The sequence below is a fragment of the Lysinibacillus sp. FW301-JW8 genome (genome assembly GCF_058788755.1).
Map to the genome: position 1 here is coordinate 1 of NZ_JBYTBB010000028.1, position 26,099 is coordinate 26,099.

Below are 26,099 nucleotides of genomic sequence, written 5' to 3' on the forward strand. Positions count from 1 at the left end.
GATCAACCCCTCGTTTTGAAAAAGGGCTATACTTTTTAATTTGTCACCTTGATTTCATTGACATAATAGTATTTCAATAAAAAACCAATATCCCCATTTGTAGATGGGGATATTGGTTTTTTATTGTCATCCATACAAATGTATTTATTTTATAAGCAAATACTTGACGAGCAAAGTAAACTGTTATATATTAAATAAAAATAAAATCAACTGTTATAAAACAGTTTTAATTAGAGGAGGAATTTTTATGTCAAAGTATCGTGATGGCTATGAATTTTATTGTGAAATGTGTGAACGTTATGGATTAGAACCAATCTCTTTCCGTTATTATGTATTACAGTTATCTCAACAGCAACTTTCTGCTTATAACATGCAAGCCAAGCAATTAGGCGTTTAAGGATGTGATTATTACGGAAGCCGATGTGAATATTTTATGAAAAGCCCAGCCATACTTAATTCATATGGACTGGGCTTTAAAATTGTTGAAAGAAATATCAGATAATTCATTGACTTGAGAGTGCATCTGTTATATATTATTTTAAAAATAACATTTCTGTTATAGAACAATGAAGTTGTTTTAACAAGCTGCATATTTGAAAGGAAGTTATTAGGATGACAGATTATCGAGAAGGCTATGAATTTTATAAACAAGTATGTGAGAAACATGGTCTTGAACCAATTAATTTTCATTATTATATTTTAAATTTATCTCAGGAGCAATTAGATGCATACAATGAGCAAGCCAAAGCATTGGGAGGCCGAATAGAATATGAAATCTCTTAGATCATGAAATGCCTTACTGCCTGTATGTGACAGTAAGGCATTTTTTGAATGTAACATAAAAGAAGAATTTATTTAAGTATCGTAAAATTAACATCAAAATCATATATTCTAAAGAAAAAAAGCCTAAAGATAACATAACACATAGTTCTATAGTAATGTATATCTTTAAAATAAGAGAAACTATGTATGTTTAATACACCTAAATTTTGTCGATTTCCTTGAAATTTATCAAATCTAGATTTGAATGTTTTTGATATTTGGGTTGAATTAACTGCTTTTCTAGGACTATAATATAATTACATAAAAAAGGGCACTATACCACAACTTTATACCTCGCAATGATAAAGCAAAAGTACCAAACCCTTCTTATTTTAATGAACGGAGAATGAAAATGATGAATATCACGCCTAGTAGTATCAATCAAGTTAACTACAGTTTGAAAGAATTACAAGATATTTTTTCAGCCATGAATAGTTCAATCATCGTAGCGATTACAGACCGAACTGGAAAAATTACTTTTGTTAATGATCATTTTTGCAAAATATCAAAATATACGCGTGAAGAATTATTAGGCCAGGATCACCGTTTGCTTAATTCGGGCTTCCATCCAAAATCTTTCTTCAGAGAAATGTGGAAAACAATCGGTAAGGGGAATATGTGGAATGGAGAGGTATGTAATCGCGCAAAGGATGGTAGCTTGTATTGGGTAAAAACGACGATTATTCCGTTCCTTGATGATAATGGAAAGCCATATCAATATATTGCTATACGAGTAGATATTACTGCTCAAAAGGATATAAAAAAAATTACACATATTGCTTATCACGATGAATTAACAGGTCTACCAAACCGTCGTAAATTAGAGCAACGTTTAGAAAATGAATTCCATCAATCTCGACGTACAGAAGAAAAGTTTGCGTTGTTTTTCATTGATGTGAATCGTTTTAAAAACATTAACGATGAACTTGGTCATATTATCGGAGATATGTTTTTAGTAGAGATGGCGAATCGCCTGCGAAATATTGATCATACATCTAATTCCTTCTACCGTCACAATAGTGATGAATTTGTAATGATTCTGAATGATGTTAGCCGCATTGAGGAAATGGCCAAGGAAATCATGGGTGTATTTAATGATAGCTTTATTGTCGATACGTATGAATTCTATGCAAGCATTAGTATGGGCATTAGTATTTTCCCAGATCACGCAAGTTCTATTGAAGAGCTATTAAAAAATGCTGATATTGCTATGTATGCAGCAAAATCTACACGCGGCAATCAATACCGCTTGTATCGTCCAAATATGGAAGAGGCAAATGATAAATGGCTATTACTCGAAACAAAATTACATCAAGCATTAAAAAAGGATATTTTAGAACTACATTATCAACCAAAAATTGATTTAAAAACAGATAAAGTGATAGGAATGGAGGCATTACTACGCTGGTATGATCCTGATTTAGGTCAAATGCCACCTGACCGCTTTATTCCTTTCGCAGAGGAATGTGGACTTATTAATGATATCGGTGTTTGGGTATTACGAAAAGCATCCGCGCAAGCACGTGCATGGAACGAAAACTACCATTTAAACTTACGAGTGGCTGTCAATATTTCTCCTATCCATATCAGTACAACAGGATTTGTCGAAATGGTTCGAGACGTTATTGCAGAAACAGGAATAAATCCACATTTATTAGAAATTGAAATTACAGAAATGAGCATGTTGGATTACACAGAGGATTTAATTGATACAATTAAGCAATTAAGAGCCCTGGGAATAACGATTTCATTAGATGATTTCGGAACTGGTTATTCATCGCTAAATTACTTAAAGAAATTCCCTGTAGATGTTTTAAAAATAGATCGTGCATTTGTCCGTGATATTGTCCCAGAAAAATCAGGAATTGCCATGATTTCCGCGATGATTTCTTTAGCTCATGCACTAAACCTTGAGGTAGTAGCAGAGGGTGTAGAGGAAGAAGCTGAGTTAAAAGTGCTTCGTGAGCATGGCTGTGAATACGTACAGGGCTATTATTTCAGTAAACCACTATCCGTAGAAGATTTCACAAAACTGATTAATGATAGTGTATCAGTGAATAAATCAGATTTTTAAGTAAAATGATTGATATTTTTTAACTGTTTTGCTAAAGTTATTGAAAATATACAATTGATGATGTGGCCAAGTAAGAAAGAATTGTGAACCAGAAAATATAGCAGCTGCTGAGAGCTATATCACCGCTTCTTATCTGAAAACCTACCACGGAGATGTTATGCACAAACATAACCGAATCGTTTTCGTTACCAAACGTTAAAGGGTTTTAAGTTTTAAAACTTAAAACTAAATTAAAGGTGGTACCACGTCTATCCAGCACAAAGACGTCCTTGTTCAGAGGACAGCTTTGTGCTTTTTATCTTCATTCAGCAAAAGTTTTTGTATCGAAAGCATAGTGGCAGATGTTTTATGCGCGTAAGCGTAGTGACAGCGGCAGATACAGAAGACTCCCTCCTCTACAGGTGGTGAAATGAAGATAAAGCCTCCGGCGGATGTCACGGATTTTCAAAGGAATGAATTGTACAAGCACAATTCAAAATCCGGACACATTGTTTATCTGTGCGAAAGCGAAGCGACAGCAACAATTACGCCAAGGCGAAATTGATTTTATAAAAATGGGGGAAAATAAACATGTCAAAACAACTAGAAGATTTTTCAAAATGGTATATCGAAACCATCCAAAAAGCAGATCTAATGGATTATACACCGGTTCGTGGCTGTATTGCCTTTAAACCGGATGGCTATGAGATTTGGGAGCATATTCAAGAGGAAATGGACCGCCGTTTTAAAGAAACAGGACATCGTAATGCCTATTTTCCAATGTTAATTCCTGAATCCTTCTTCCAAAAAGAAAAGGATCATATTGAAGGATTCTCACCTGAGCTTCCTTGGGTGACAGAGGCTGCTGGTGAGCAATTAGAAGAACGCTTAGCGCTTCGCCCAACGTCAGAAACGATGATTGGCCATCTTTACTCAAATTGGATTAAAAGCTACCGTGACCTGCCAGTCCTTATTAATCAATGGGCAAATGTCTTCCGCTGGGAAAAGAAAACACTTCCTTTTATTCGTACATCTGAATTTCTATGGCAGGAGGGACATACGGCCCACGTAGATGAAGAAGATGCTCGTAAGGAAACGATGCAAATGCTAGAGATTTATAAGGAGGTTGTGGAGCAAGTATTAGCGATTCCTGTCTATGATGGACAAAAAACACCTTCTGAACGGTTTGCAGGGGCTGTTGATACGTATTCAATTGAAGCTATGATGAAAAATGGAAAGGCAGTTCAAGCTGGTACATCCCATTATTTAGGTACAAAATTTGCTGAAGCCTTTAATATTAAGTATTTAAATAGAGCAAACCAGCACGAATATGTACACACAACTTCTTGGGGTACATCTACTCGTTTAATTGGTTCTGTCATTATGGTGCATGGTGATGAGCAAGGGCTTATTTTACCGCCAAAAATTGCTCCAACCCAAGTAGTATTGATTCCTGTTGGTCCATGGAAAAAGAATCCTCAAATTCTGGAGCATCTGGATAAGATGTTTGCAGCACTAAAAGCGAAAGGTATCCGAGTACGTCTTGATGATTCAGACCAATCACCAGGCTTTAAGTTTAATGAATGGGAGCTAAAAGGTGTTCCAGTTCGTATTGAATTAGGACCTCGTGACCTTGAAAACAATCAAGCTCTACTGAAAGCACGTGATGAAGAAGGTAAACGAACAATCGATTTAGCTAATGTCATTACAGCCATTGAAGAAGAACTAACAACAATGCAAACCCGTTTACTCGAAAAAGCACGTCAATTCCGTGAGGCAAACGCTCATACAACGATTGACACTCTACTACAATTACAACAGCATATTAAAACAGCCAAAGATAACGGCACTATTCCAGGCTGGGTTCTTGCTGGATGGTGTGGGAATGATGCATGCGAGGAAAAAGTGAAAGAAGAGACAAAATATACGACTCGTAATATTCCATTTAATCCGCCGACAACAAAGACTTCTTGTATTTGCTGTGGAAACGAGGCAAAGTATACAGTTTGGTTTGCCCAAGCATATTAAAAGGCTGTGCCCCAAACACCCTCTTATGAAAAACGAATAAGAGGGTGTTTTATTACATAACTTTGGATTGATAGCCTTCCAACAGACACTAATACACTTCAACTCCATCAAATCAAATAATGCTAATTTTTGGTTATGAATATTCACAAAATATAGTACGATAAATGTGTCTTATCAAAAAAGAGTATCGTCTAAAAAAGGAGATTAAAAATGGTTCATCTCTATTTATCTGATTTATTAACCCGCTGTAATTATAATGTCAATAGAACTTTACTTATTCGACATTCTTTAAAGCATGAACGATTTATTAAAGCGTATCGTGACGGCTTTCTACGGGAATATACACAAAAACAAATGCCCGATTTTTATGCTGCCTATGATCATGTCATTGTCTTTTCAGCGGATGAAGGTACGACAGCGAAATACTTAACATCGTATGAAGTAAGACATGGGACATCACCACTCGTAGCCCCTGATTGCTCACCATTTTTGCTAGAACCTTATAAAGGTGAAATTATGCATCCTTTGTTCGAAATCCCAAATGACCCATTACAGCCCTATGAAAATAAATTATTTATTGAATGGGGCAAGGCAGCCGTGAGATGGTATCAAAAGGCCACCAATGATAAATTCGTTACTCAGCTCGTCAACACGAGTCAATTTGTCTTTCCAGGATACGAAAATGTATTGTTAACGTTTCAAGAGCTAAAACAAATCATTGATAATCCTCAACCATATGCTGATTGGCATATCGCATTAAGCGCAATCAATGCCATTTACGCCATAACAGACCGTTCTAACGGAAAAATTTATATTGGTTCCTCCTACAATAAAAATGGCATACTCGGTCGTTGGTCAGAGTATGCCTCGACAATCAATGGAGGCAATCTAGCATTTGAGCAGCTATGTCAACAAAACGCTAATGCACATTTGCAGTTCCAATATACGATTTTAAAGGTATTACCAAAAGATATCACTGCATTAGAAGCCATCGAGGTCGAAAACAATTTTAAACAAAAGCTTCAAACAATTCAGTTTGGTTATAACCATAATTAAAAAGGTAAACCATGGAAATATACTCGAATATCTATATATCATATTTGTTTATATAAAAAAAATGAAGAATCTATTTGCAATAGCTGAATAAAAAAAGGGGAAAAAATTGAATGGTAGAGATAATCGATTGGAAAAATAGTGCTAAAGGACATAAATTTATAGCTTCCTTTAGTGGAGGTAAGGATAGTGTCCTAGCAATTTATAAGGCATCACAAGTGGGACAAGCGATTGGTCTTATCGTTATGTTGGAGGAAGAGGGGCAACGTTCTAGATCACATGGAATGCCACCTGAGCTTATACGGGCACAAGCTGACTCGATTGGTTTACCTGTCTATACAGCTGCGGCAAGTTGGGCAGATTACGAAAGTGTTTTTTTAGGTCTTTTAGAAAATGCTAAAAATCAAGGGGCAGAAGTATTAGTTACAGGTGATATAGATATGCCTGCACATGGCTGCTGGCATGATGAGGTCACAAAAAAGATTGGATTACAGCTTGGCATGCCATTATGGGAGATGAATCATCGAGAAGTTGTCGATGAATTTATTCACTTAGGATTTGTTACGATGATTGTCACGGTCAACTTATCATTAGGCATGAAAGTGGAAGATTTAGGACGAGTACTTACACCTGATTATATAAAGGAACTTGAAGCCCGTAACGTTGATCCTTGCGGCGAAGGTGGGGAATTCCATACAACCGTCATTGATGGACCTCTTTTTCAATATCCAATTGCTGTTCGGAAATGTCCGATTATTAGTGATAAAGAATACGCATTTTTACCTTTGGAACTTGCATAAAAATGATTTACAATGAAGAGAAAAATATGAGCTCCATTCTAGGATTAATACAAACATTGATGATCATGGCTTTCATCTTTGTGCACAAGGAATGCTCATTTTAAATGCCCTGTCTATGGATCAGCCTTTAAATTATCGCCTTTGCCTTCAGCTTTTGAACGTGTCTTGTATATGGCTACAAAGGCTGGATAGAGTACCGTCAGGAATTTTCCTGACGGCACCCCTTTATGCAGTTTCAAATTGATTCCATTCATTAGATTATTTAAATCTTATTCTATCCTTATTTGTTGGAATTCCATTATTTACTTTTTCCCATGTTCCATTTTTAAATAATTCGTATTGTTCAAAAGCAAGAGGCAATCCGTTTGCATTAGCTATGTCACTACTATCCATAAGTTGAAAATGCAAATGTGGAGCAAATGAGTTACCTGAATGACCAACTCTCCCAATAACTTCACCTTTTTTTACACTTTGACCAACTGAAACCTGAATTGAACCTTTTTGTAGATGGACTAATCCAGCAAATACATTGTCGCCACATTCTATAATGATGTAGTTACCAGCTACTGATTGTATGTCGTCTTTTTTCGGGTCGAAATAATGAGCATTTTTATAAGCGTTAGACATATCTGAAAGCAATTTTGTTCGTGTTCGTTCTTTGTAACCATCCTCTGCTTGGACAATGATTCCGTCGCAAGGAGCATATACTTCTTGCCCCCAACAATAATATTCATCTAAGGGAACCCCAAATAGTAGATATTGCGCCAAACTAACGCGATAGGCGGGCCAGCCCTTTCTTTCCCAATCCACTTGTATAAAGTCATAAGCATATCTTGATCCAAATTGATTTGTACCGTGACTCGGAATTTTTGTCCCTGGAGTGTTAGGAGAGTACCATTCTCCTCTCAAAGGAAACTCTACAATTATCGGCTTACGCGCATCAATCATCTCATATCCCACCTCCGTCAATTCTTTACCTATATTTTTAAAAATAGCCTAGTCCTACAAGAGCAAGTCCCAGTACGATACTGATGCGTATAGGCATTTGTTTTTCTCATGTTAAACGCACATTCCCACTTTATTCATTGCTTGACGTGTAGAATACTTTTCTCAGCTCATCAAAATATCCATCAAGTTTTTCAACAACAAGTTCAAAGTTTATAGCCGGTGATTCTGAATTTCTAATATTCTCTAATATTTCATTAGTAAATCCAATATTAGACCAAAGGATAAATTGTTTACACTTTTCAATATCCAAACCTGCTCTAAACTTAGTTTCATCTATTCCATTAAATAATTTAGGATAACAGCTTGAATGTTCTTTGTATATTCTGTTTTCTAGTATCTTACTAACCTCTTCGGAATTAGTAGGGCGAAAAAGTTTATTAACCTCAAAAACCCAGGGGTACCTTTCCCATAATTTAATCTGCAAATGATACGATTGACGTAATCTGTCAAAAATATCTTTTTCATCATAATTTATCAATTCAAGAAATTCATTTTTAATTAGGTCAGAGAAGAAATCATACATAACAAGAAAAAGCTCCTGCTTGCTACTTACATAGTGGAACATAAGAGCTTTAGAAATTCCAGCTTCTTTTGCGATAATATTTGTTGAAGCGTCGTCATATCCCTTTAATGAAAATTCTTTTAATGCTGCATTTAAAATAGCGTCCCTCCTTTGAGGGTTTAAAGCTAATAACTTTGTCAACATCTGTCACTCCTTAAGTAAGAGAAAAGATTTTACCTATTAGGTTAATTTCAGTATATATATTTTTACCTATAAGGTCAATGTAACCTATGTTGTAGTTTTATTTGCTATGGATAGGCGTACTCATATCCAAAGCAAAGAAGGAACATTTTCAATATCCCTTATTATGGGGAAACTAGGTTCTTAATCAAGACAAAACAGCTTAGCTACAGCCTTACGTGAGAGGAACTGAATAGAAAAAACGATCTTTACACGGATGAAGAAAAGTAAAAAGGATTTAATCTCTGTACTTTTTGCATTTCGAACATAAGTCTTTCAAAGGTATAAAATCAATATCATTTTGTCCAAAATAAAATTGACTAGACACTAAAAGGTGTCATATAATTAAGACACCATTTAGTGTCCTATTAGAAAGGGTGGTGGTATTGAATAACACTAACCAAGAGCGTGATGTCTATGCAGCAATTGCTGACCCAACACGACGTCAATTGCTAAATTTGTTAGCTAAGGCAGATGAGTTACCGCTACACGAATTAACGGCTCAATTTGAAATGGGGCGTACAGCTGTATCTAAACATTTAGCCATCCTAAAAGAGGCTGGGCTTGTCGTTGCTCGAAAAGAGGGAAGAGAAACCAGATATCGGCTAAATGCTGCTCCGTTGAAAGAAATACAAGATTGGATATCGTTTTACGAAAGATTTTGGAAAGAAAGAATTTCAAAATTACATCTTATATTGGAGGAAAAAAAATGAAACCAGATGTATCATTAGATTTTAAATTTACAAGTTCGATTGAGCAGTTATGGCATGCCCTTACAGATTCGGATACACTTGCAAAATGGATTTGGAGCAATGATTTTCAGCCAATTGTAGGTCATAAATTTCAGTTCCGAGCTGAGCCAAACGAATGGTGGGATGGCATTGTCGATTGTGAGGTACTTGAAATAGAAGAGCCTCATAAATTATCATATACTTGGACAAGTGCTGGTGAAACTACGACAGTTACTTGGACGTTAACACAAACAGCAGACGGTACTACACAGCTACATCTTGATCAAGGTGGATTTAGTGAAGAAACAAAAGCTCGTCAAGGAGCGATCGAAGGGGCTAAATACGCTTGGACGAATATGAGTTCGCAGCTTGAAAAAGTATTAGCCTAGTTCAAATCAAATTGAAACAAATGAGAGCGCAATTCCTTAGCAAGAATTGTGTTCTTTCTTTTTCTGAAGGGCACTCTTCTAGGATAAGAACTGGACGCACCCTCTTAATTCAGTAAATGGAAGGATAACATAATGAAAATCAATCAACTAATTGCCAACAATATTAACCGTTTAGATGTCATCTTACCAGAGGATCAATCACTAGGAATTGCTGGTTTGTCTGGATCAGGGAAAACTACATTTTGTCAAACAATTGGAGAAGAATCAAAAAAACGCCTTGTTTCTTTATTACCAAAGGCTGAATATCAATATTTATTTTCAGATATTATGGAAACAAATTTCAGTGCCATTAAAATGGAGGACATGCCCTTAGTACTTTTTTTAGGGAAATCATCCATTTCCACAAATCCACGCTCTACTATTGGCACGCATACGGGTGTTTTTAAGGAGATTCGTGATCGACTGGCTGATGAATTTCATCTATCTCCTGAGGTTTTTTCCTTTAATAATGCATTGGGCTGGTGCCCTGCATGTAAAGGGCGAGGTACAACCAAAAATGTAGAATGTAAAAAATGTGGGGGCAAGCGCTATAGTCAGGAGGTAGAACAACATAAAATAACTTTATGGAATGACCAATATAGTATATCTGACATCCACAATTTAAGTATCGAAACGATCTATTCTCTGTCAAAGGAATTAAATATTAGTGAAGAGAAACAACATATTCTTCAAAATATTATCCAGATGAATATTGGCTATTTAACATTAAATCGCATTATGGGGACATTGTCAGGTGGGGAATTAACTAGACTTTACTTAGCAGAATTTATGGCAACGAGCGAAAATACAGTGATTATTGTCGATGAAATCTCCGTTGGTTTAGATCATAATACCTTATTAAAAATTTTAGAACAAATACAGCAATTAGGTTCTAAAAATCAAATTTGGCTTATCGATCATTCGGATACAGTGTTAGACACGGCTGATCAGCCTATATTCTTTGGACCAGGCAGTGGAAAATATGGTGGGAAAATTGTCGAAGATTCCCCTCGACCACAGCCAATCTTTTGGGAACGAAATCAGGCTATGCCAACTACCTTCTATCAATTCCGTGATCTACATTGCCGAAATATTCAAATGGATGAAATAGAAATTCCTCAAAACCGACTGGTGACCTTTACAGGAGAGTCTGGCTGTGGGAAATCCACGCTTGTCAATGAATGTATCGCAAAGGATTTTGTAAAACGCTATCCAAAGGATAAACTAGTAATGGTGGGACAAGATCGCAACCAATCGATTACTAGCCGCTCCACTGTTGCAACCTTCCTCGATATTAAAAGGAAACTGACAAAATATAGTGAGGACATTGAGGATATTTTTCAACGTTCAATTGAGGATATTATTGACGAGCTTCCGAATGAAGATATCGCCCATAAGCGTTTAAGCTTGCTCATTAAGCTTGGACTTGGTTATTTAACGCTGGAAAGAAAAACACAATCCCTATCAACTGGTGAATTCCAATGTGTACATTTAGTGTCAGAGTTGTTTGCGAATTCTCGAAACCCACATACACTCTTTATCTTTGATGAGCCTTCAAAAGGGCTATCTCAAAACATTCTAAATCAATTTATAGATAGTATTAGAGACATCCTACAAGAAGAATCCATCTCCATCATTATGATAGAGCACAATGCCTATATGTTAGAAAGTTCAGATTTTATTGTTGACTTTGGTAAAAGACAGCAGGAACCTGTGACACACCTTGAGGTGGTTAGCCATGAAGACTATTTTAACCAGAAAAACGATACTCGGAACAATGTACCATTACAAATCGCGTCTACGCTTGAGTCAAGAAACGGCATTCAATACTTAGAAAACCATCATATAAGTTATTTTAAAAATGCAGAAAATGTTTACAAGGGCGGCATCTTAAAAAGCTTATCCTCAATGGCCCGTCTTATTTACGGTGAATATGAATCAAACAAGATTGCCCCCGTCATTGCTATTGACCTTGAAAGACATCTGTATAGCCAGTATAGTTTTCTATATGAAATTGGCGGCCTAATCAATCATATTGTCGCTGCACATCCAACGAATAAGGATACAAGGAGCTTCGATTTCTTTAATCAAGAAAATCATTGTCCTAGCTGTTCAGGGCGTTTAGAAATTGAAAAATTTGATTTTGATCTTGTCATTCAAGATAAAAACGTGCCATTTTGGGAGGGATCACTACATCCAGATGTGATGGAGGTCTTAAAATACTATCAACATTCAAAACTGGAGTTCCTCTTTGAAGAAATAAAAAATGAACTTGGTCAAGATATCAGTAAAAGCTACAACGACATGACAGAAGATGAAAAGCATACATTTTTATATGGTTATTGGGATAAGTCTTTTTATGATAAAGCAACGAAATCCTCAAAAAAATGGGAAGGCTTTAATTTTATTATTGGTCGCTATATCGTAATTTCTAAATCAATCATTAAAGAGCAAATGAAAGAAACTAGAGAAATGATGCCTTGCCCAATCTGTCATGGCTCTGTCCTCAACCACCAAAAGAAATTACGATACGTTGATACGGATATCCGTGAAATTATTCATCAACCGATTGATGAAGTCATAAAAACAGTAGGGTCATTACCAGAGCTAGAAAAAATCAAAGCGATTGTTGGAGGAGATATGTCGCTTACAACCGATGTTTCCTTACTACCTAGGGAAACAAAGGTATCATTAAAAATGCTTGAATTAGAGCTGGCAAGCTTTGTCGGTTATGAAATTGTCTTGCAAAACGTGCTACCATTCTGGGACAGTATTAAAGCCAACATTGAAGCAATCAGTAACAAAAATCTAATTACCATCTGTGATTTTGCTACTATTAACGAAACTAGAGAAGCCATTATCGATAAATATTTCACCAATGGAAAATTCAAGAAACTCACGTATGTTTATGAGGCATTTGGCTACAAAAAAATCGTTACGCAAATTAATAAGGTGAAAGCAAGTCATCCATGCCCATTCTGTAAAGGAAAGAAAGTCATTTCAGAAGATAATCTTCATGATGGCGTATTTAAATTATCAGTTCCTTGTGTGAGTTGCGAAGCAAGTGGTATTGACGAAGAGGGACGGAAGGAAACTGTCGATGGTATTGACGTGCAAACTTGGCTAACTGGTACAGTAAATGAGGTTATTACAGAAGGCTCATATCTTGAGGCTGTTGCAGATATTCCTATTTTCAATCGTATCCGAGAGCTGAATAAACAAGAGATGATGGCGATTTATCAATACCTTGAGCAGAATAATTAATCAGGGCCGTAAACTCATTTGTAGTGATGCACTACAATTGAGTTTTTTTCGTTGAACATTTTCCAAAGACCGAGCTACCATCCACAATAACACCTACTTTGCCATCTAATAGCGCATCACAAAACCTATCCGGTCTTTCAGTTAATAGCATCTGTGGGAAGACGGATAAAGAGTTATCATCAATCATTTCAGATAGCACTGCACTGTCGAGTAGTTCATCGAGATTAAGATCTGTGATTCGTTGTCGCAAAGTATTGACCATCTGATCGTTGGCAATTCCATGCATATATAAGAGTGAGACAGAGGTATTGGTGCGTGTGCCAATTTTTAGTTTTTCATTACAAAGGTCGGGACTTACTATGTAGCGACGAATAACAGAAATATTTGTGGAAAGACTCTCATTAAAACCAACCTGTGCACCAATGACTTGTGATTCATTTTCAGGTGCTGCTAAAGCTCTGGATTCTCTATTGGCGATATTGGCTAGCAGTACTTGCGGAAACCCATCTACATGAATAACAACAGAACCATTAACGATAGATTCTATTGTTTCCTTTAGTAGACTAGATATAACAACTTCAGGAATAGAAAGGGTAGCCTCAATTGTATCTGGAGTTTCATGTGGTTTATTCTGTAAATTGCCGATAATATCTTTATTTAAAGTCTGATTGTCAACTAATTTATCGATATAAATAAGCATAAGTTTCGGTGGGAGCAGCTTAACAATCAAGTCAGCTGGATTATTCGTAGCATTTTTAATCGACTGAATAAAATGATCTGTCGAATATGCGACCCTCACAAGATTTTCTTTAGGTGCCTCTTTGGCTGGTGATAAAGGCTGTTTAAAATTCATGTGGAATTATAGGCTCCCTTCATTACTAACTTAGTTTATAGAATTGACTTTCGAAGGGCGATCTAAACTTATTTTGTGCATTTTCAAATAGACATCGATAAATGTATATCCTAAAATAGCAGACATAATTTAGTTCTCCTTAACCCGTTGCTAATTAGAAAAAATAGCACAAATCTCTTATGATTCGTGCTATTTTTTGAGAGGGTAGCTTCGACATTTTTTTCTCTATTGAAGGAAGTAAGTATTTGAATCGCTTTTTGCTCTAACTTTAAACGTTATCAACATTAATACAACTAAAATAAATAATAATGCGTAAAATGCAAAGTCAAAAGTGTTTGTTACATCCTTTATAACACCAACAAGCATCGGAATAATGCCACTAATAATATAGCCACCAAATTGAATCATGGCTGTCCATTCGCTTGCTTCTTTTGGAGTTGTCGTTGCGTCTAAAGGTAAAATCATAGCCAATGGGAATAAACCACCAGCACCAATGCCCATTAATGTGGCACAGAAAATGGGTGAAATCCCGCCAGTTATTAATAACAGAATGCCAATAAAAGAACTTAATGCACAAAGGAGCATCCAAGGCTTTCTCTTCACACTATTATTAATTAAGATCGGAATAATAAAGCTACAAATCATTTGCATTACGGAAAAAATGGTAACCGTTGTTGCGGCGTAGGCATCACTATATCCAAAGTCCTGTACTTTTGGTGCGAGCCATGTCGCCAGGGAGTAGTAAATACCTGATTGTAAACCAAACAATATCATAAGGAGCCAAACATATCGATTTCCCCAAGGTAATCGGCTTTTTTGACTGACAGATTTCTCTATTGACACTTGAGATTGCTTTGATTTTTTGATAATAGGAATCCAAACAATGATTCCCATAAGTGCGAATACCGACCATATTGCTAAAGCTGCATTCCACGATTGATGAAAAGCATGCATGGCGGGCACGACTAAGCCAGCGCTTAAAGACGCTCCAATTCCCATCCCCGCTGAGTAGACACCAATCATGGTAGATGAATATTTAGGAAATTCCTTTTTGATATAGCCAGAGATCAGTGGGCCTGTAATCGCGATACCTATCCCGCTAAGAATAGCTGTTAGTAATAACAGCAAAGGAAAAGTCGCTACTAAACGTAATGCCGTAGAAACACCAATTAATAAAACGGATAAAGCAATCGTCAGCTCAATACCCCATCTTTCACTTAACTTCCCAGCCAATGGAGCAAAAATCCCCATGCAAAAAACAGGTAGGGCCGTTAGTAAACTTACTACTACACTAGACATCTGTAAATCCATTTGAATATTTTTCAATACTGGCGAGATGGATGTAATGGAAGCTCGTAGATTCATAGAGAGTATAAACAAAGAAAAAATACTCCAAATAATAGTCAGATTTTTTGATTTCGCCATAACTGAAAACACCTCTTTTTGTAAATATGAATGATTGTTTGATATACTATAGTTAACTTTATAAATAAAAAAACAAACTATAATTTATCGACTTGTATACTATAATATACTTAATGTATGAAGTCAACAGAAGGGGTGCAACACTTTGAATGAGGAAAATATTGACTTATCTAGTCAAGTTGGGCTTAATCTAAGAGAAATTCGAAAAAATAAAAGGATGAGTCTTGATGATTTAGCAAATGTAAGTAGTGTTAGTAAATTGACGTTAGGAAAAATTGAAAGAGGGGAAACGAATCCAACGATCAATATTCTTTGGAAAATATGCAGAGGGCTTAATATTCCACTCGTCTCTTTATTATCATTTAAAGAAAATATAGAAGTGCATAGGTTTGGATCAGATTACCAATTTAAGGGAAATAATAACAACTGGTTTGTCGAGCCATTATTGAATACACATGGAACGGAATGGTATAGAGGTTGCATCGAACCAAATAGTGAGTACAGTGAATGTCACTTAGCAGGATCAGAAGAAATTGTCCTTGTGTTAAATGGGCAATTGGAGATGAAGGTAGGAGAAAAAATTCATCAATTAAATCAATGGGATGTCATTAAATTTAATGGCGAAGAGCTTCACACATACATCAATCGTTCAAACGAAAAAATACATTTGATGCTCTCGTTAAGCTATACAACCCGATAGTTTTGTCATAAAAAAATCGTCCTTACTCATCAAGTAAAGGACGATTTTTTCATACTCTCTGTTATAGATAGCCCCAGATCATACATAATAATGTCCCAAAAATGGTTACGAGAGCAATTATTAATGCATAGTAGATATTTGTATAGATCGCAGGTTTATCCTTTGTTTCACTGGCATGCATAAAGACGACTAACTGTAAGCCAGCCTGTATAAATGCTGTGACTAAAAGTATTGTCATGGTAATGGGCGAAGATATATCAAAAAAATACACACTCGCCGCAATGATGGTAAGGATAATTGACAGGGCAAATCCCATAACTTGTTTAAATGGGAATAAATCACTCATTTCAAACCATTCCTTTCAAGTAAATGAAACTGAAGATAAAGATCCAGACCACATCTAAAAAGTGCCAATATAAGGAGAAGATGAACGATTTATTGGCTGTTTCAGGCGTCAATCCACGCTGAATTAGTTGGTAGACAATAAACATACCCCAGAACACACCAAATGTGACGTGCGCACCATGCGTCCCTAATATTGTCAAAAGGGTAGCTGTAAAGGCACTCGTTTGTAAGCCTGCTCCAACATGTACATAGTGAATAAACTCATAAACTTCAAAACCAATAAAGGCTACACCAAGTAGGAGCGTCACAACATAGAACGTTATCATCGCTTTCGTATAGCCCTTGCGCATAGCGTGTATTCCTAAGCCAATGGTAAAGCTACTTGTTAAGAGAATAAATGTTTCAAATAAAACAGGGGTAATTTCAAAAATGTCTGCTCCTGTAGGACCAGTTCCAGTGCGATCCACTAAAACAAAGTAAGCTGCGAACAGCGTTCCAAAGAGCATGATTTCAGCACCGATAAAAACCCAAAAGCCTAATATATTCAATTGGTTTTGCTGTGTACTATATTCTAAAGGAAGTGATTGATCGATTTTCATGATTGACTACCTCGCAATTTTGATTCCGTTGCTTTCACTTTTTCGACAGTAATATAATGTCCTGGATCTTTTTCCAACGAACGGTGAGCCATGCAAATAAAAATACCGATAGTTGTAACAATGGTTGGAATCCACATACCAAACACAAATGAGAATCCCCATGCAAAGAAAATACAGCCTAAAATGAAAGGTACACCACTGTTATTTGGCATATGAATGTTTTCATATTTCTCTGGGAACAAATCATGCTGGCGATATTTTGCATCCCATAAAGCCTCAGTTGAAATGACATGCGGCACCTTTGCAAAATTATAGTACGGTACAGGATTTGGTGTAGCCCATTCTAATGTACGTGCGTCCCATGGATCTGAGCCAACATTTCTTGGTGCATAACGAATGCTGTAATAAACGTTATATACAATTAAGATAAAGCCAATCGTAAGACCAATAGCGCCGACAAAAGAAATCATATTCCACATACCAAAACCTGTGGAGGCCGAGTAAGTATACATACGGCGTGCTTGTCCATCTAAGCCAGAGAAGAACATCGGCATAAAGGCTAGTAAGGTACTGATTGCAATAATCCATGCCGTTACTTTGCCGATTTTTTCATTTAACATAAAGCCAAACATTTTTGGCCAATAGTAATGTAAGCCTGCTAGCATCGCAAATACAACACCTGGAATAATCACCATATGGAAGTGTGCTACTAAAAACATTGTATTATGGTATTGGTAGTCAGCTGCTGACATACCAAGCATCACGCCTGTTACGCCACCTATTGTAAAAGTAGGGATAAACAACATGGAATAAAGCATCGGCGTTGTAAAGACAATTTTTCCTTTCCACAAGGTGAATAACCAGTTAAAAATCTTGACCCCAGTCGGCACAGCAATGGCCATCGTTGTTATTGAAAAAATACTATTTGTTAAAGCGCCTTGTCCCATCGTAAAGAAATGATGGGTCCATACTAAAAACGATAGAAAGGAGATAATGACCATTGAACCGACCATCGATTTATAGCCATAGAGATTGCGTCCGGAGAATGTAGAAATAATCTCACTGTATAGTCCAAAGGCTGGTAAAATCAGGATATAAACCTCAGGATGTCCCCATACCCAGAAGAAATTCGCCCACAGCATATCCATTCCGCCGTTGGATGTTGTGAAGAAATTCGTTGCAAATAGGCGGTCAAAAGTTCCCATGACAAGTGCTACCGTTAATACTGGAAAGGCAAAAACGATAATTACATTTGCGACGAATGAGGACCACGTAAACATTGGCATTTTCATTAATGTCATACCTGGTGCTCGCATTTTGAGAATTGTCACAATCATGTTAATACCAGTAATTAATGTACCAAGACCTGAAATTTGTAGAGCAAACAAGTAATAGTTCGTTCCTACAGATTGACTAAATTCATTACTAGCAAGAGGGAAATAATTCGTCCAGCCAGCATCAGGAGAGCCACCAATAACAAAGGAAATATTTAATAGCATGGCCCCCATGAAAAATAACCAAAAGCTTAAAGCATTCAAACGTGGGAAGGCTACATCTCTTGCGCCAATTTGAAGTGGCACAATGTAGTTCATAAAGGCCATAATAAACGGCATGGCCATAAATATAATCATTACTGTTCCATGTGTTGTAAATATTTCATTATAATGCTGTGCATCTAGTAACTTATTGTCAGGTACTGCCATTTGTGCTCGCATCATAATAGCATCCGCTCCACCACGGAAAAGCATAAGAAGAGCTGAAATTAAATACATAATACCGATTCGTTTATGATCAACTGTTGTTAACCATTCACGCCAAAGGTAGCCCCATTTTTTAAAATAGGTTAATCCTACAATCACCGCTATCACCGTAAGACCAATAGCGACCATTGAGGCATAAATAGCTGGGCTTGGATGGGGTATTGCAAATCGTTCAAAGTAATCCATCTGACTATGTCTCCTTTCAACATAAACCTTATCGTAAACTAGTTCATTTCGAGAATTTCAAGATTGTTTCATTGAGCCGCATGATCTTTTACGTGAGAAGAACCATGCTGATGTCCACCATTTTCACCCTCAGGTGCTGGTAGAAAAGTTAAATGTGTTCCATTATAAGTGGACTGTCCCACATGTCCTGGTTTTAGTAACGAATTAAATTTTTCCTCCGTTAATAGATCTGCTGTTTCTTTTACTTCCTTTACCCAATCATCAAATTCATCATGAGTCACCGCTGTAACGTTAAACGTATTTTCAGCGAACCCTTTGCCATTAAAGTTTGCATTTCTTCCCATAAACTCTCCGGGCATATCCGCAGCCAAATGCAAAGTATTCACCATATCGGCCATCGCATATTTTTGACCACCCAGTTGAGGAATCCAGAAGCTAGTAATCGGTCCATACGAGTAAAGTTTGAACTCAATTGGACGCTCTGCAGGGATATACAAATAATTTACGGTTTCAATATCTTCTTCTGGATAACTAAAATGCCATTTCCAGTTAGAGGTTGAAGCATAAATGACCAATGGTTTCTCATTTTTATATTTTTCTGGCGTCGATTCCACCTTATAATTACTTTGAACAGAAATAATAGACATGTACGCAACAATTAAAACAGGTATACCTACACAAATTATTTCAACCATTGTACTCCCTTCAATGTGGGGAGGCTTATAGTCGGGACTTTGCTTAGAAGCACGATATTTCATTAACATATAAGCTAAAATCACAAAAACGATTAGTACGATAAAGGACATAATCCCTATCGATAGCATAATATCTTTGGCTTGTACTTGAGCTTGAGGACCTTTTGGATCTAATACTAATAACGGGTCACAACCGGTTAACATAGTGACAATAGTGAAAAGACCAATTAATCTGAGCCAACTTTTTTTCATAAACAAACCCCTTTAACTGATTCTTTGAAGTGCTATCGGCTACTTTGGGTTTGCATGGATTTTGATTCACAATTGATTTTTATCATAGTGGCACATACTTTGAAAGACAAGGCGTTTTGCAAGATAACACAGAATGTTCTCAAACGAGAAAAGTAATTTCAGAATAATATTTTGGAGAGGAATACACGTCTAGTAAGTGTTATCATAGGGTCCTATAGATTAAAATTCAAAGTGGATGGGGAAAGTAATAAGATAGTGGATGGTTCGATATAAATGACATTATACTATGATTGATATTTTAGCTTTTCAGATAAAGCTAGAAATTAGAAGCACTATTGAGGTGAGAAAATATGGATTGGAAACCAGATCGACATGCCAAAAAGGCTATCTATAAACAACTTGCAGAATATATTGAAAAAGGGATTGCTGATGGGACATTTCCGCCTGATAAACCTTTACCATCAGAGCGATACTTAGCGAATACTTTGAACGTAAATAGAAGTACAGTTGTTAGTGCATATGACGAATTAGAAGCAATGGGGCTTATTGAACGGAATAGAGGAAGTGGCACGACCATTAGTAAGGATATTTGGGGAATCACAAGGAAAAGAATTCCTAGTTGGAATCGATATATTGAGGCGGGCTCCTTTTTACCTAATCTACCTGTCACACAAAAAATAAGAAAAGAGGCAGTAGAACACAAACTAATAAATTTAGCGACAGGAGAATTATCAGAAGATCTTTTCCCTAAAAGCTCATTAAGAGAAATAACTGCAACTCGCTCCTTTATCGGCAGCCTTGGATACGATCATCCACAGGGTAGTGAAATACTCCGAACTACTCTTACGAAGCATATTAAAAATAGTAGAGGGATTGATACAAATCCTTCTTCCATACTGATTACATCAGGGGCGCAGCAAGCATTACATTTGATTGTCCAATGTTTATTAAAGCCTGGAGATGCAATCGCAATAGAAGACCCTTCGTACAATTATAATCTGCCTATTTTTAAATCAGCAGGCTTACAACTTCATTATTTATCTGTTGATAAGGATGGTGTCGCCCCAGAAGATTTACAAACATTATATAAAAAACATCGTATTAAGATGATTTTTTTAAATCCTGATTTTCACAATCCAACAGGCTCTTCGTTAAATATTAAGCGAAGAGAGGCTATTTTAGACATATCCTCAAAGCTTGGTATTCCAGTAGTAGAAGATGATCCCTATAGTCTGACAGCATTTTCGGGGGATAAAATTCCTACCCTGAAATCACTAGATAAAAACGGAAATGTATTATACATTAGCTCTTTATCTAAGATTGTTGCCTCGGGATTACGCATAGGCTGGATTGTTGGTCCCACATCCGTTATTGAAAGGTTATCTGATGCAAAGCAACAAATTGACTTTGGTCATTCTAGCTTTACACAGTGGATAGCTAATGATTTTTTAGAGTCAATTAACTTTAATTTGCATATCAAAAGTTTAATTAGAGAATTAGAAAAAAGAAGGGATACAATTGTTCAAAGTCTCGATACTTATTTAAAAAATCAGGTGGAGTTTTATATTCCCCAGGGGGGTATCCACATCTGGTGTAAAGTGCTGAAAAATTATAGTGAAACACAATTACTGGAAGAATCGATTAAACGAGGCGTCATTTATGTTCCTGGTTCCACCATGGGATCCCAAAATGGCTTTGTCCGTTTTACGTATGCTAGAGAAGATGTGGATTCAATCGATGAAGGAATAAAAAGATTTGCACAAGCACTTAATAGTTTATAAGTAAGAAGATGAATTTTTGTAAATTATAGACAAGTGGATGACTAAAATAGTGGCAAAGTGGATGGTTAAAAATATACGTAAACTATTTATGATAAAGATATGGATCAGAAAAATCCATAAAGGCTATCTACTATCATTGAAGTGTGGATTGATTCACAATTATTCACACAGGTAATGAAATCTGTAAGTTGTAGGAAGGTGATAGGACAAACCCATTTTTTCATTAGGTAAGAGGTAGTTATCTAATTCAGTGTGGATCAAATGTTAATGGGGTTATTAAAAAAGCTACATGTAAGAAACCTGCTTTTTGAAAAAGAGGTTTTATCATTCACAACAAGTATCGTTAATTTTGTCTCTATGTTTTACCTGTTCTAACAATCTCATTTTTTTAGCTTTTACTGCTGATGAAAAAAATCAAGGCAGTCACTACTTATTATATTTTAGGTTTCCCACAACAGTATATAAGGGAAATAGGCACTCCTTATATACACTATTAAATCTTAGTCAAAAACACCATCTAGCCACCTAGTTTCGATATTCAATCGGCGCTAGGTGGCTGTTTTTTTCAGTAATATAAATATTTTAATAGTTGAGTAATACGATAATAAGTTTTAATATTCTGATTATGATAGTTTTTTACTCTCAGGGGGGATATTGATGGGATTACAAGTAGGTGAAAAAATTACGTTTGAACGTACGTTTACAGTGGAAGATGTTGAATTATTTACGAAGGTATCAAAAGATGAAGGGATTCATCATATCACACCAGACGAACAAGGTCGATTTGTGGTTCAAGGGCTTTTAACAGCAACACTTCCTACAAAGGTCGGTGGTGACAATAACGTATTAGCCCGCAAAATGAATTTCGAGTTTTTACGTCCTGTTTTTAGTGATGATACAATTCGCTGTGATGTAATTATCGAACAATATGAACCGGATGGAAAAAATCGAACAGCCATTACTGCAGCATTTACATGCATAAACCAACTAGACAAAGAAGTACTAAAGGGGAGTTTTTCAGGCATTATTTTATAACAGGTTGGTTTATTGGATATTACCGAAGCTATTAAATGACATAATCAATATGCATTTTATATCGAGGAAATCAAGAAAAGGATTTAATGGACAAGGTATATGTGCAATTTTGTACTATTGGATTTAAATAATAGATGTAATAATTCATAGAGATAAACTTGAAAGGGAGTTTGCTCCGTGAATATTACATCTTTTTTATTGTACTGTTTTATTATTACGGTTACACCAGGACCGACAAATATCGTAATTTTATCAACAACACAGCATTATGGTATAAAAAGAGGCTTACATTTTTCTTCTGGTTCTACGATTGCATTTTTTATTTTACTTGTATTATCAGCTTTTCTAAACACTCTTTTTTCAACATGGATTCCAAAAGTGTTGCTGATTATGCAAATTGTTGGTACGGCATATATGATATATCTTGCATACCAAATATACAAAATGGATACTTCTAGTAACAGCAATAATAAAACGGGAAATTTTTCTTCAGGGTTTTTGTTGCAGTTTTTAAATCCTAAAGTAGTATTATTTACAATGACGGTAATTCCAAGCTTTGTCTTACCTTATTATGATTCGTTTTTAGCGTTATCCTTAAGTGTAATAACTATTACCATTATTGGTTTAATTGCTTTCTTATTATGGGTATTGTTTGGAGCAATCTTTAAACAATTTTTACAAGATCATAAAAAAACCGTTAATGGATTCATGGCATTTTGTTTGATTTATGCAGCCGTGATGATCTGGATTTAATGGGAAGTGAGAGGTGAAAACATGCAAAGTTTTACATATAGAAAAATGGATGGAATTACAGCATTAAAAGCTAACTTTACAGATTTTAAATATAAAAAGCATGCTCATCAAGAATATGCTTTTGGTGTCACGTTAAAAGGGATTCAACATTATTATTTAGATGGGAATCTACAGCTATCTCATCAAAACGGTGTCATGTTTTTTAATCCCGAGCAGGTCCATGATGGGATGGCTTTTAATCGAGAAGGGCTTGAGTATGTAATGATCTATATAGAACCCTCTTTATTTTTAGAGGCGATTCAAAAAAAGGATATTATCTGTTTTGAGAAGCCCATTATCTATAATAATATGCTAAAGCAACAAATACTAAAGCTATCGAAGGCTGTTTTAGCAGAAGAAAATTCTGCATTATGTAACGAGTTGTTTTTACAGTTAACAGACAGCTTAGTTGAACAAGATTTTAATTCACCAATGAAAAAGGATAGTTTTGTTATTAATAAAGCTAAAGAAATCATCCATTCACATGTCGAAAATGTACTAAAAATAGAGGATATATGTCAAGAAATAGATTTCACTACATTCCAATTCATTCGCTTTTTTAAAAAACATACTGGTATTACACCTTATCAATACTTCTTAAATTGCAAAATTGAACGGGCAAAATCCATCATCGAGCAAACTGGGGATATTTATGCTGCAGTCGCACAATGTGGATATGTTGATTTACCTCATTTAAATAAACAATTTAAAAGTGTTTTTGGAACAACAGCTTTTGAGTATGTATCTTTTATTAATAATCCCTAATTTACTATTACAATTGACAATAAATAGAATTATATGTTAAATTAAAAATACAAATTTGAACGAACGGAGGGTGAAGAATTTGAGCAATTGTTTATTTATTAAAAAGGCTAATCTCATAATAAATAAACAAGAAGCTAATTTTCACCTATCATATTTTAAATCTACCACTCTATGATTTTACACATAGGGTGAAAACTTTTTCGTTGTGCGAGAAGATGCTTCTGTTTATAAACAGAGGCATCTTTTTTTTGTTTTTATCAAATTTTAGGGTGATGCATATGAACAACTAACATTAAACAATTACGCCATGAAAAAAGGAAGGGGAGTTTACATGATAGAAATACACAACCTTACCATCAAAACGATAAAAGATAATCGAACGTTAATAGATCATCTTCAGCTGAGTACCCAAAAAGGAGACAAGATTGTCATAATAGGGGAAGAGGGTAATGGCAAAAGTACATTATTAAAATGCATTTACAATGATCAATTGATAGCAGATTATTGTACTTATGAAGGAAAAATTCTTAAAAATGATTATTCACTGGGATATCTATCACAGGAACTATCAGCTCATGAAAAAAAGTTGACCATCACTGAGTTATTTTCGGAGAACAATTGGAATAAAGAATTGTTAAAAGCAATGGATGATTTTAGGATTGATTCATTTGTTTCAGATAAAAGGATTGGTGATTTTTCGGGAGGGGAGCGATTTAAGTATCGTTTTTTAAAGTTACTCGCCATGAATCCTGATGTTCTTTTGTTAGATGAACCGACAAATGATTTGGACATAGGCACAATTGAATGGCTGGAAAAATTTATTCAACAAACTTCGATACCAATTATTTTTGTATCACATGATGAAACATTTATAAATAGTACGGCAAACGCAATTATTCACATTGAGCTTACCAATCGCAAGCAAATACCTAAATATACCTTTACAAGAGAGTCTTATGAAACGTACCTTTTTCATCGAGAAAACAATTTGCAAAAGCAAGAACAGATGGCGAGAAAGCAAGCATCTGATTATAAAAAACAAATGAGTAAGTGGCATGAGGTATGGAATAAGGCTGAGCATCAGCATCAGAATGTGTCTCGCTCAGATCCCAGATTACAAAAGAAAATAAAGTCATTAAAAAATCAAAAAAAACGTATGGACCGAGCTACAGAGGATTTTTTAGAGATACCAGGCGTGGAAGAGGCAAGTGAATTTCGCTTTGATTCCTCTATACATGTACATCGCCATAAAAAAGTTCTAGAATTATCATTAGAAAAGCTTGAAATAGCAAATAAACAACTTTCCCAAAATATTAAGTTATCCATTACTGGACCAGAAAAAGTGGCGATTATTGGGGAAAATGGAGTAGGAAAATCAACATTATTAAAAATAATTTTGGAAAAGATAAAGGAACATTCTTCATTAAAAATAGGATACATGCCACAAAATTATGAGGATCTATTGGACCCTGCTCAATCACCGATTAGTTTTCTAGAGACTACTGGTGAAAGGGAAGCCATGACAAAGGCTTTCACACTTTTAGGCAGTATGAAATTTACTAGCGATGAAATGCAGCAGACAATTGGGTATTTGAGTGGGGGTCAAAAAGCGAAGCTACTATTGTTAAAAATGATTATGGATGGTTGCGAAATATTGATATTAGATGAACCAACGAGAAATTTTAGTCCTTTGACAACACCTGTTCTGTGTCAGGCATTAGCACAATATGGAGGAGCCATTATAAGTGTTTCACATGATCGACGCTACCTAAAAGAAGTAGCATCAACCATTTATGAATTAACTAATGAAGGATTAACGAAAAAATAGGGAAAGATAAGAAAAAGTCGAATTCCTGTAGTAAAGGAACCGACTTTTTTCGCAAAAAATTTATGTAGAACACATTGAAATAAAGGCTGTCTTATGATAAATTTATATAGCTAGACATTGTATAATATAAATAATTAGAATTATCCCTATTTTA

At 35.6% G+C, this 26,099-nt stretch carries 23 protein-coding genes; 15 read left to right on the forward strand and 8 right to left on the reverse strand.

All coding sequences use genetic code 11. From position 1 onward, the window contains the following. Positions 1 to 247 precede the first annotated feature (247 nt). The 6 genes from AC3WOM_RS12735 (at position 248) to AC3WOM_RS12760 (ending at position 6,756) form a co-directional block, all read left to right on the forward strand. Positions 248 to 397: a transcriptional regulator gene (locus AC3WOM_RS12735; RefSeq protein WP_283868035.1), complete on the forward strand. Its 150-nt coding sequence runs from the start codon at positions 248 to 250 to the stop codon at positions 395 to 397. A gap of 215 nt (positions 398 to 612) precedes the next feature. Further along, positions 613 to 783 (forward strand): transcriptional regulator, encoded by a 171-nt coding sequence (locus AC3WOM_RS12740; protein ID WP_427542444.1) that lies wholly within the window; start codon positions 613 to 615, stop codon positions 781 to 783. Positions 784 to 1,174: 391 nt separating this feature from the next. Then, entirely contained in the window at positions 1,175 to 2,896 is a 1,722-nt protein-coding gene (locus AC3WOM_RS12745; RefSeq protein ID WP_492447149.1) for a putative bifunctional diguanylate cyclase/phosphodiesterase, read from the forward strand. Between the two features lie 570 nt (positions 2,897 to 3,466). After that, the gene (proS, locus tag AC3WOM_RS12750; RefSeq protein WP_492447150.1) at positions 3,467 to 4,903 is read left to right on the forward strand and encodes a proline--tRNA ligase; all 1,437 of its coding nucleotides are present in this window, start codon (positions 3,467 to 3,469) and stop codon (positions 4,901 to 4,903) included. Positions 4,904 to 5,113: 210 nt separating this feature from the next. Continuing rightward, positions 5,114 to 5,959, forward strand: a complete 846-nt coding sequence (locus AC3WOM_RS12755) for a GIY-YIG nuclease family protein (RefSeq protein ID WP_492447151.1) — start codon at positions 5,114 to 5,116, stop codon at positions 5,957 to 5,959. A gap of 110 nt (positions 5,960 to 6,069) precedes the next feature. Further along, positions 6,070 to 6,756 carry a Dph6-related ATP pyrophosphatase gene (locus AC3WOM_RS12760; protein ID WP_492447152.1) on the forward strand — a complete coding sequence of 229 codons (687 nt, stop codon included), beginning with the start codon at positions 6,070 to 6,072 and terminating at the stop codon, positions 6,754 to 6,756. Between the two features lie 258 nt (positions 6,757 to 7,014). Here AC3WOM_RS12760 and AC3WOM_RS12765 read toward each other — a convergent pair whose 3' ends face one another. Together AC3WOM_RS12765 and AC3WOM_RS12770 are read right to left on the reverse strand one after the other, a co-directional pair. Then, positions 7,015 to 7,704, reverse strand: coding sequence for a M23 family metallopeptidase (locus tag AC3WOM_RS12765; RefSeq protein ID WP_427542429.1), 690 nt, complete (start codon positions 7,702 to 7,704; stop codon positions 7,015 to 7,017). A gap of 130 nt (positions 7,705 to 7,834) precedes the next feature. Further along, positions 7,835 to 8,467, reverse strand: coding sequence for a TetR/AcrR family transcriptional regulator (locus AC3WOM_RS12770; RefSeq protein WP_492447153.1), 633 nt, complete (start codon positions 8,465 to 8,467; stop codon positions 7,835 to 7,837). Between the two features lie 425 nt (positions 8,468 to 8,892). Here AC3WOM_RS12770 and AC3WOM_RS12775 point away from each other — a divergent pair, with 425 nt between their 5' ends. The 3 genes from AC3WOM_RS12775 (at position 8,893) to AC3WOM_RS12785 (ending at position 12,929) form a co-directional block, all read left to right on the forward strand. Further along, positions 8,893 to 9,219 carry an ArsR/SmtB family transcription factor gene (locus AC3WOM_RS12775; protein WP_427542423.1) on the forward strand — a complete coding sequence of 109 codons (327 nt, stop codon included), beginning with the start codon at positions 8,893 to 8,895 and terminating at the stop codon, positions 9,217 to 9,219. Next, positions 9,216 to 9,626 (forward strand): SRPBCC family protein, encoded by a 411-nt coding sequence (locus tag AC3WOM_RS12780; protein ID WP_492447154.1) that lies wholly within the window; start codon positions 9,216 to 9,218, stop codon positions 9,624 to 9,626. Before AC3WOM_RS12775 ends, AC3WOM_RS12780 begins: the two co-directional genes overlap by 4 nt. 132 nt (positions 9,627 to 9,758) lie before the next feature. Beyond that, positions 9,759 to 12,929, forward strand: a complete 3,171-nt coding sequence (locus AC3WOM_RS12785) for an ATP-binding cassette domain-containing protein (protein WP_492447155.1) — start codon at positions 9,759 to 9,761, stop codon at positions 12,927 to 12,929. A 31-nt stretch (positions 12,930 to 12,960) separates the two neighbouring features. Here AC3WOM_RS12785 and AC3WOM_RS12790 read toward each other — a convergent pair whose 3' ends face one another. Together AC3WOM_RS12790 and AC3WOM_RS12795 are read right to left on the reverse strand one after the other, a co-directional pair. After that, positions 12,961 to 13,782 (reverse strand): spore germination protein, encoded by an 822-nt coding sequence (locus AC3WOM_RS12790; RefSeq protein WP_492447156.1) that lies wholly within the window; start codon positions 13,780 to 13,782, stop codon positions 12,961 to 12,963. 225 nt (positions 13,783 to 14,007) lie between these two features. Then, the gene (locus tag AC3WOM_RS12795; RefSeq protein WP_492447157.1) at positions 14,008 to 15,207 is read right to left on the reverse strand and encodes an MFS transporter; all 1,200 of its coding nucleotides are present in this window, start codon (positions 15,205 to 15,207) and stop codon (positions 14,008 to 14,010) included. A gap of 145 nt (positions 15,208 to 15,352) precedes the next feature. On the opposite strand from AC3WOM_RS12795, the gene AC3WOM_RS12800 reads away from it, so the two are divergent. Beyond that, entirely contained in the window at positions 15,353 to 15,907 is a 555-nt protein-coding gene (locus tag AC3WOM_RS12800) for a helix-turn-helix domain-containing protein (RefSeq protein ID WP_492447158.1), read from the forward strand. 61 nt (positions 15,908 to 15,968) lie between these two features. On the opposite strand, the gene qoxD is transcribed toward AC3WOM_RS12800, so the two are convergent. The 4 genes from qoxD to qoxA all read right to left on the reverse strand — a co-directional run bounded on the left by qoxD (position 15,969) and on the right by qoxA (position 19,744). After that, positions 15,969 to 16,253: a cytochrome aa3 quinol oxidase subunit IV gene (gene qoxD / locus AC3WOM_RS12805; RefSeq protein WP_427542406.1), complete on the reverse strand. Its 285-nt coding sequence runs from the start codon at positions 16,251 to 16,253 to the stop codon at positions 15,969 to 15,971. Between the two features lies 1 nt (position 16,254). After that, positions 16,255 to 16,851: a cytochrome aa3 quinol oxidase subunit III gene (gene qoxC / locus AC3WOM_RS12810; protein ID WP_492447159.1), complete on the reverse strand. Its 597-nt coding sequence runs from the start codon at positions 16,849 to 16,851 to the stop codon at positions 16,255 to 16,257. Continuing rightward, on the reverse strand, positions 16,848 to 18,797 hold the full coding sequence (gene qoxB, locus AC3WOM_RS12815) for a cytochrome aa3 quinol oxidase subunit I (RefSeq protein ID WP_492447160.1): 1,950 nt from the start codon (positions 18,795 to 18,797) through the stop codon (positions 16,848 to 16,850). The genes qoxC and qoxB overlap by 4 nt, the downstream gene beginning before the upstream one ends. Before the next feature lie 68 nt (positions 18,798 to 18,865). Next, positions 18,866 to 19,744, reverse strand: a complete 879-nt coding sequence (gene qoxA, locus AC3WOM_RS12820) for a cytochrome aa3 quinol oxidase subunit II (RefSeq protein ID WP_492447161.1) — start codon at positions 19,742 to 19,744, stop codon at positions 18,866 to 18,868. Positions 19,745 to 20,094: 350 nt separating this feature from the next. Here qoxA and pdxR point away from each other — a divergent pair, with 350 nt between their 5' ends. From pdxR to AC3WOM_RS12845, 5 genes are all read left to right on the forward strand, one after another. Next, positions 20,095 to 21,525 (forward strand): MocR-like pyridoxine biosynthesis transcription factor PdxR, encoded by a 1,431-nt coding sequence (gene pdxR, locus AC3WOM_RS12825; RefSeq protein ID WP_492447162.1) that lies wholly within the window; start codon positions 20,095 to 20,097, stop codon positions 21,523 to 21,525. Between the two features lie 657 nt (positions 21,526 to 22,182). After that, positions 22,183 to 22,560 (forward strand): hotdog family protein, encoded by a 378-nt coding sequence (locus AC3WOM_RS12830; protein ID WP_492447163.1) that lies wholly within the window; start codon positions 22,183 to 22,185, stop codon positions 22,558 to 22,560. Between the two features lie 177 nt (positions 22,561 to 22,737). Next, positions 22,738 to 23,313, forward strand: a complete 576-nt coding sequence (locus tag AC3WOM_RS12835; RefSeq protein ID WP_492447164.1) for a LysE family translocator — start codon at positions 22,738 to 22,740, stop codon at positions 23,311 to 23,313. 21 nt (positions 23,314 to 23,334) lie between these two features. After that, entirely contained in the window at positions 23,335 to 24,117 is a 783-nt protein-coding gene (locus AC3WOM_RS12840) for a helix-turn-helix transcriptional regulator (protein WP_492447165.1), read from the forward strand. A 331-nt stretch (positions 24,118 to 24,448) separates the two neighbouring features. Further along, positions 24,449 to 25,945 carry an ATP-binding cassette domain-containing protein gene (locus AC3WOM_RS12845; protein WP_492447166.1) on the forward strand — a complete coding sequence of 499 codons (1,497 nt, stop codon included), beginning with the start codon at positions 24,449 to 24,451 and terminating at the stop codon, positions 25,943 to 25,945. The last annotated feature ends 154 nt before the right edge of the window (positions 25,946 to 26,099 follow it).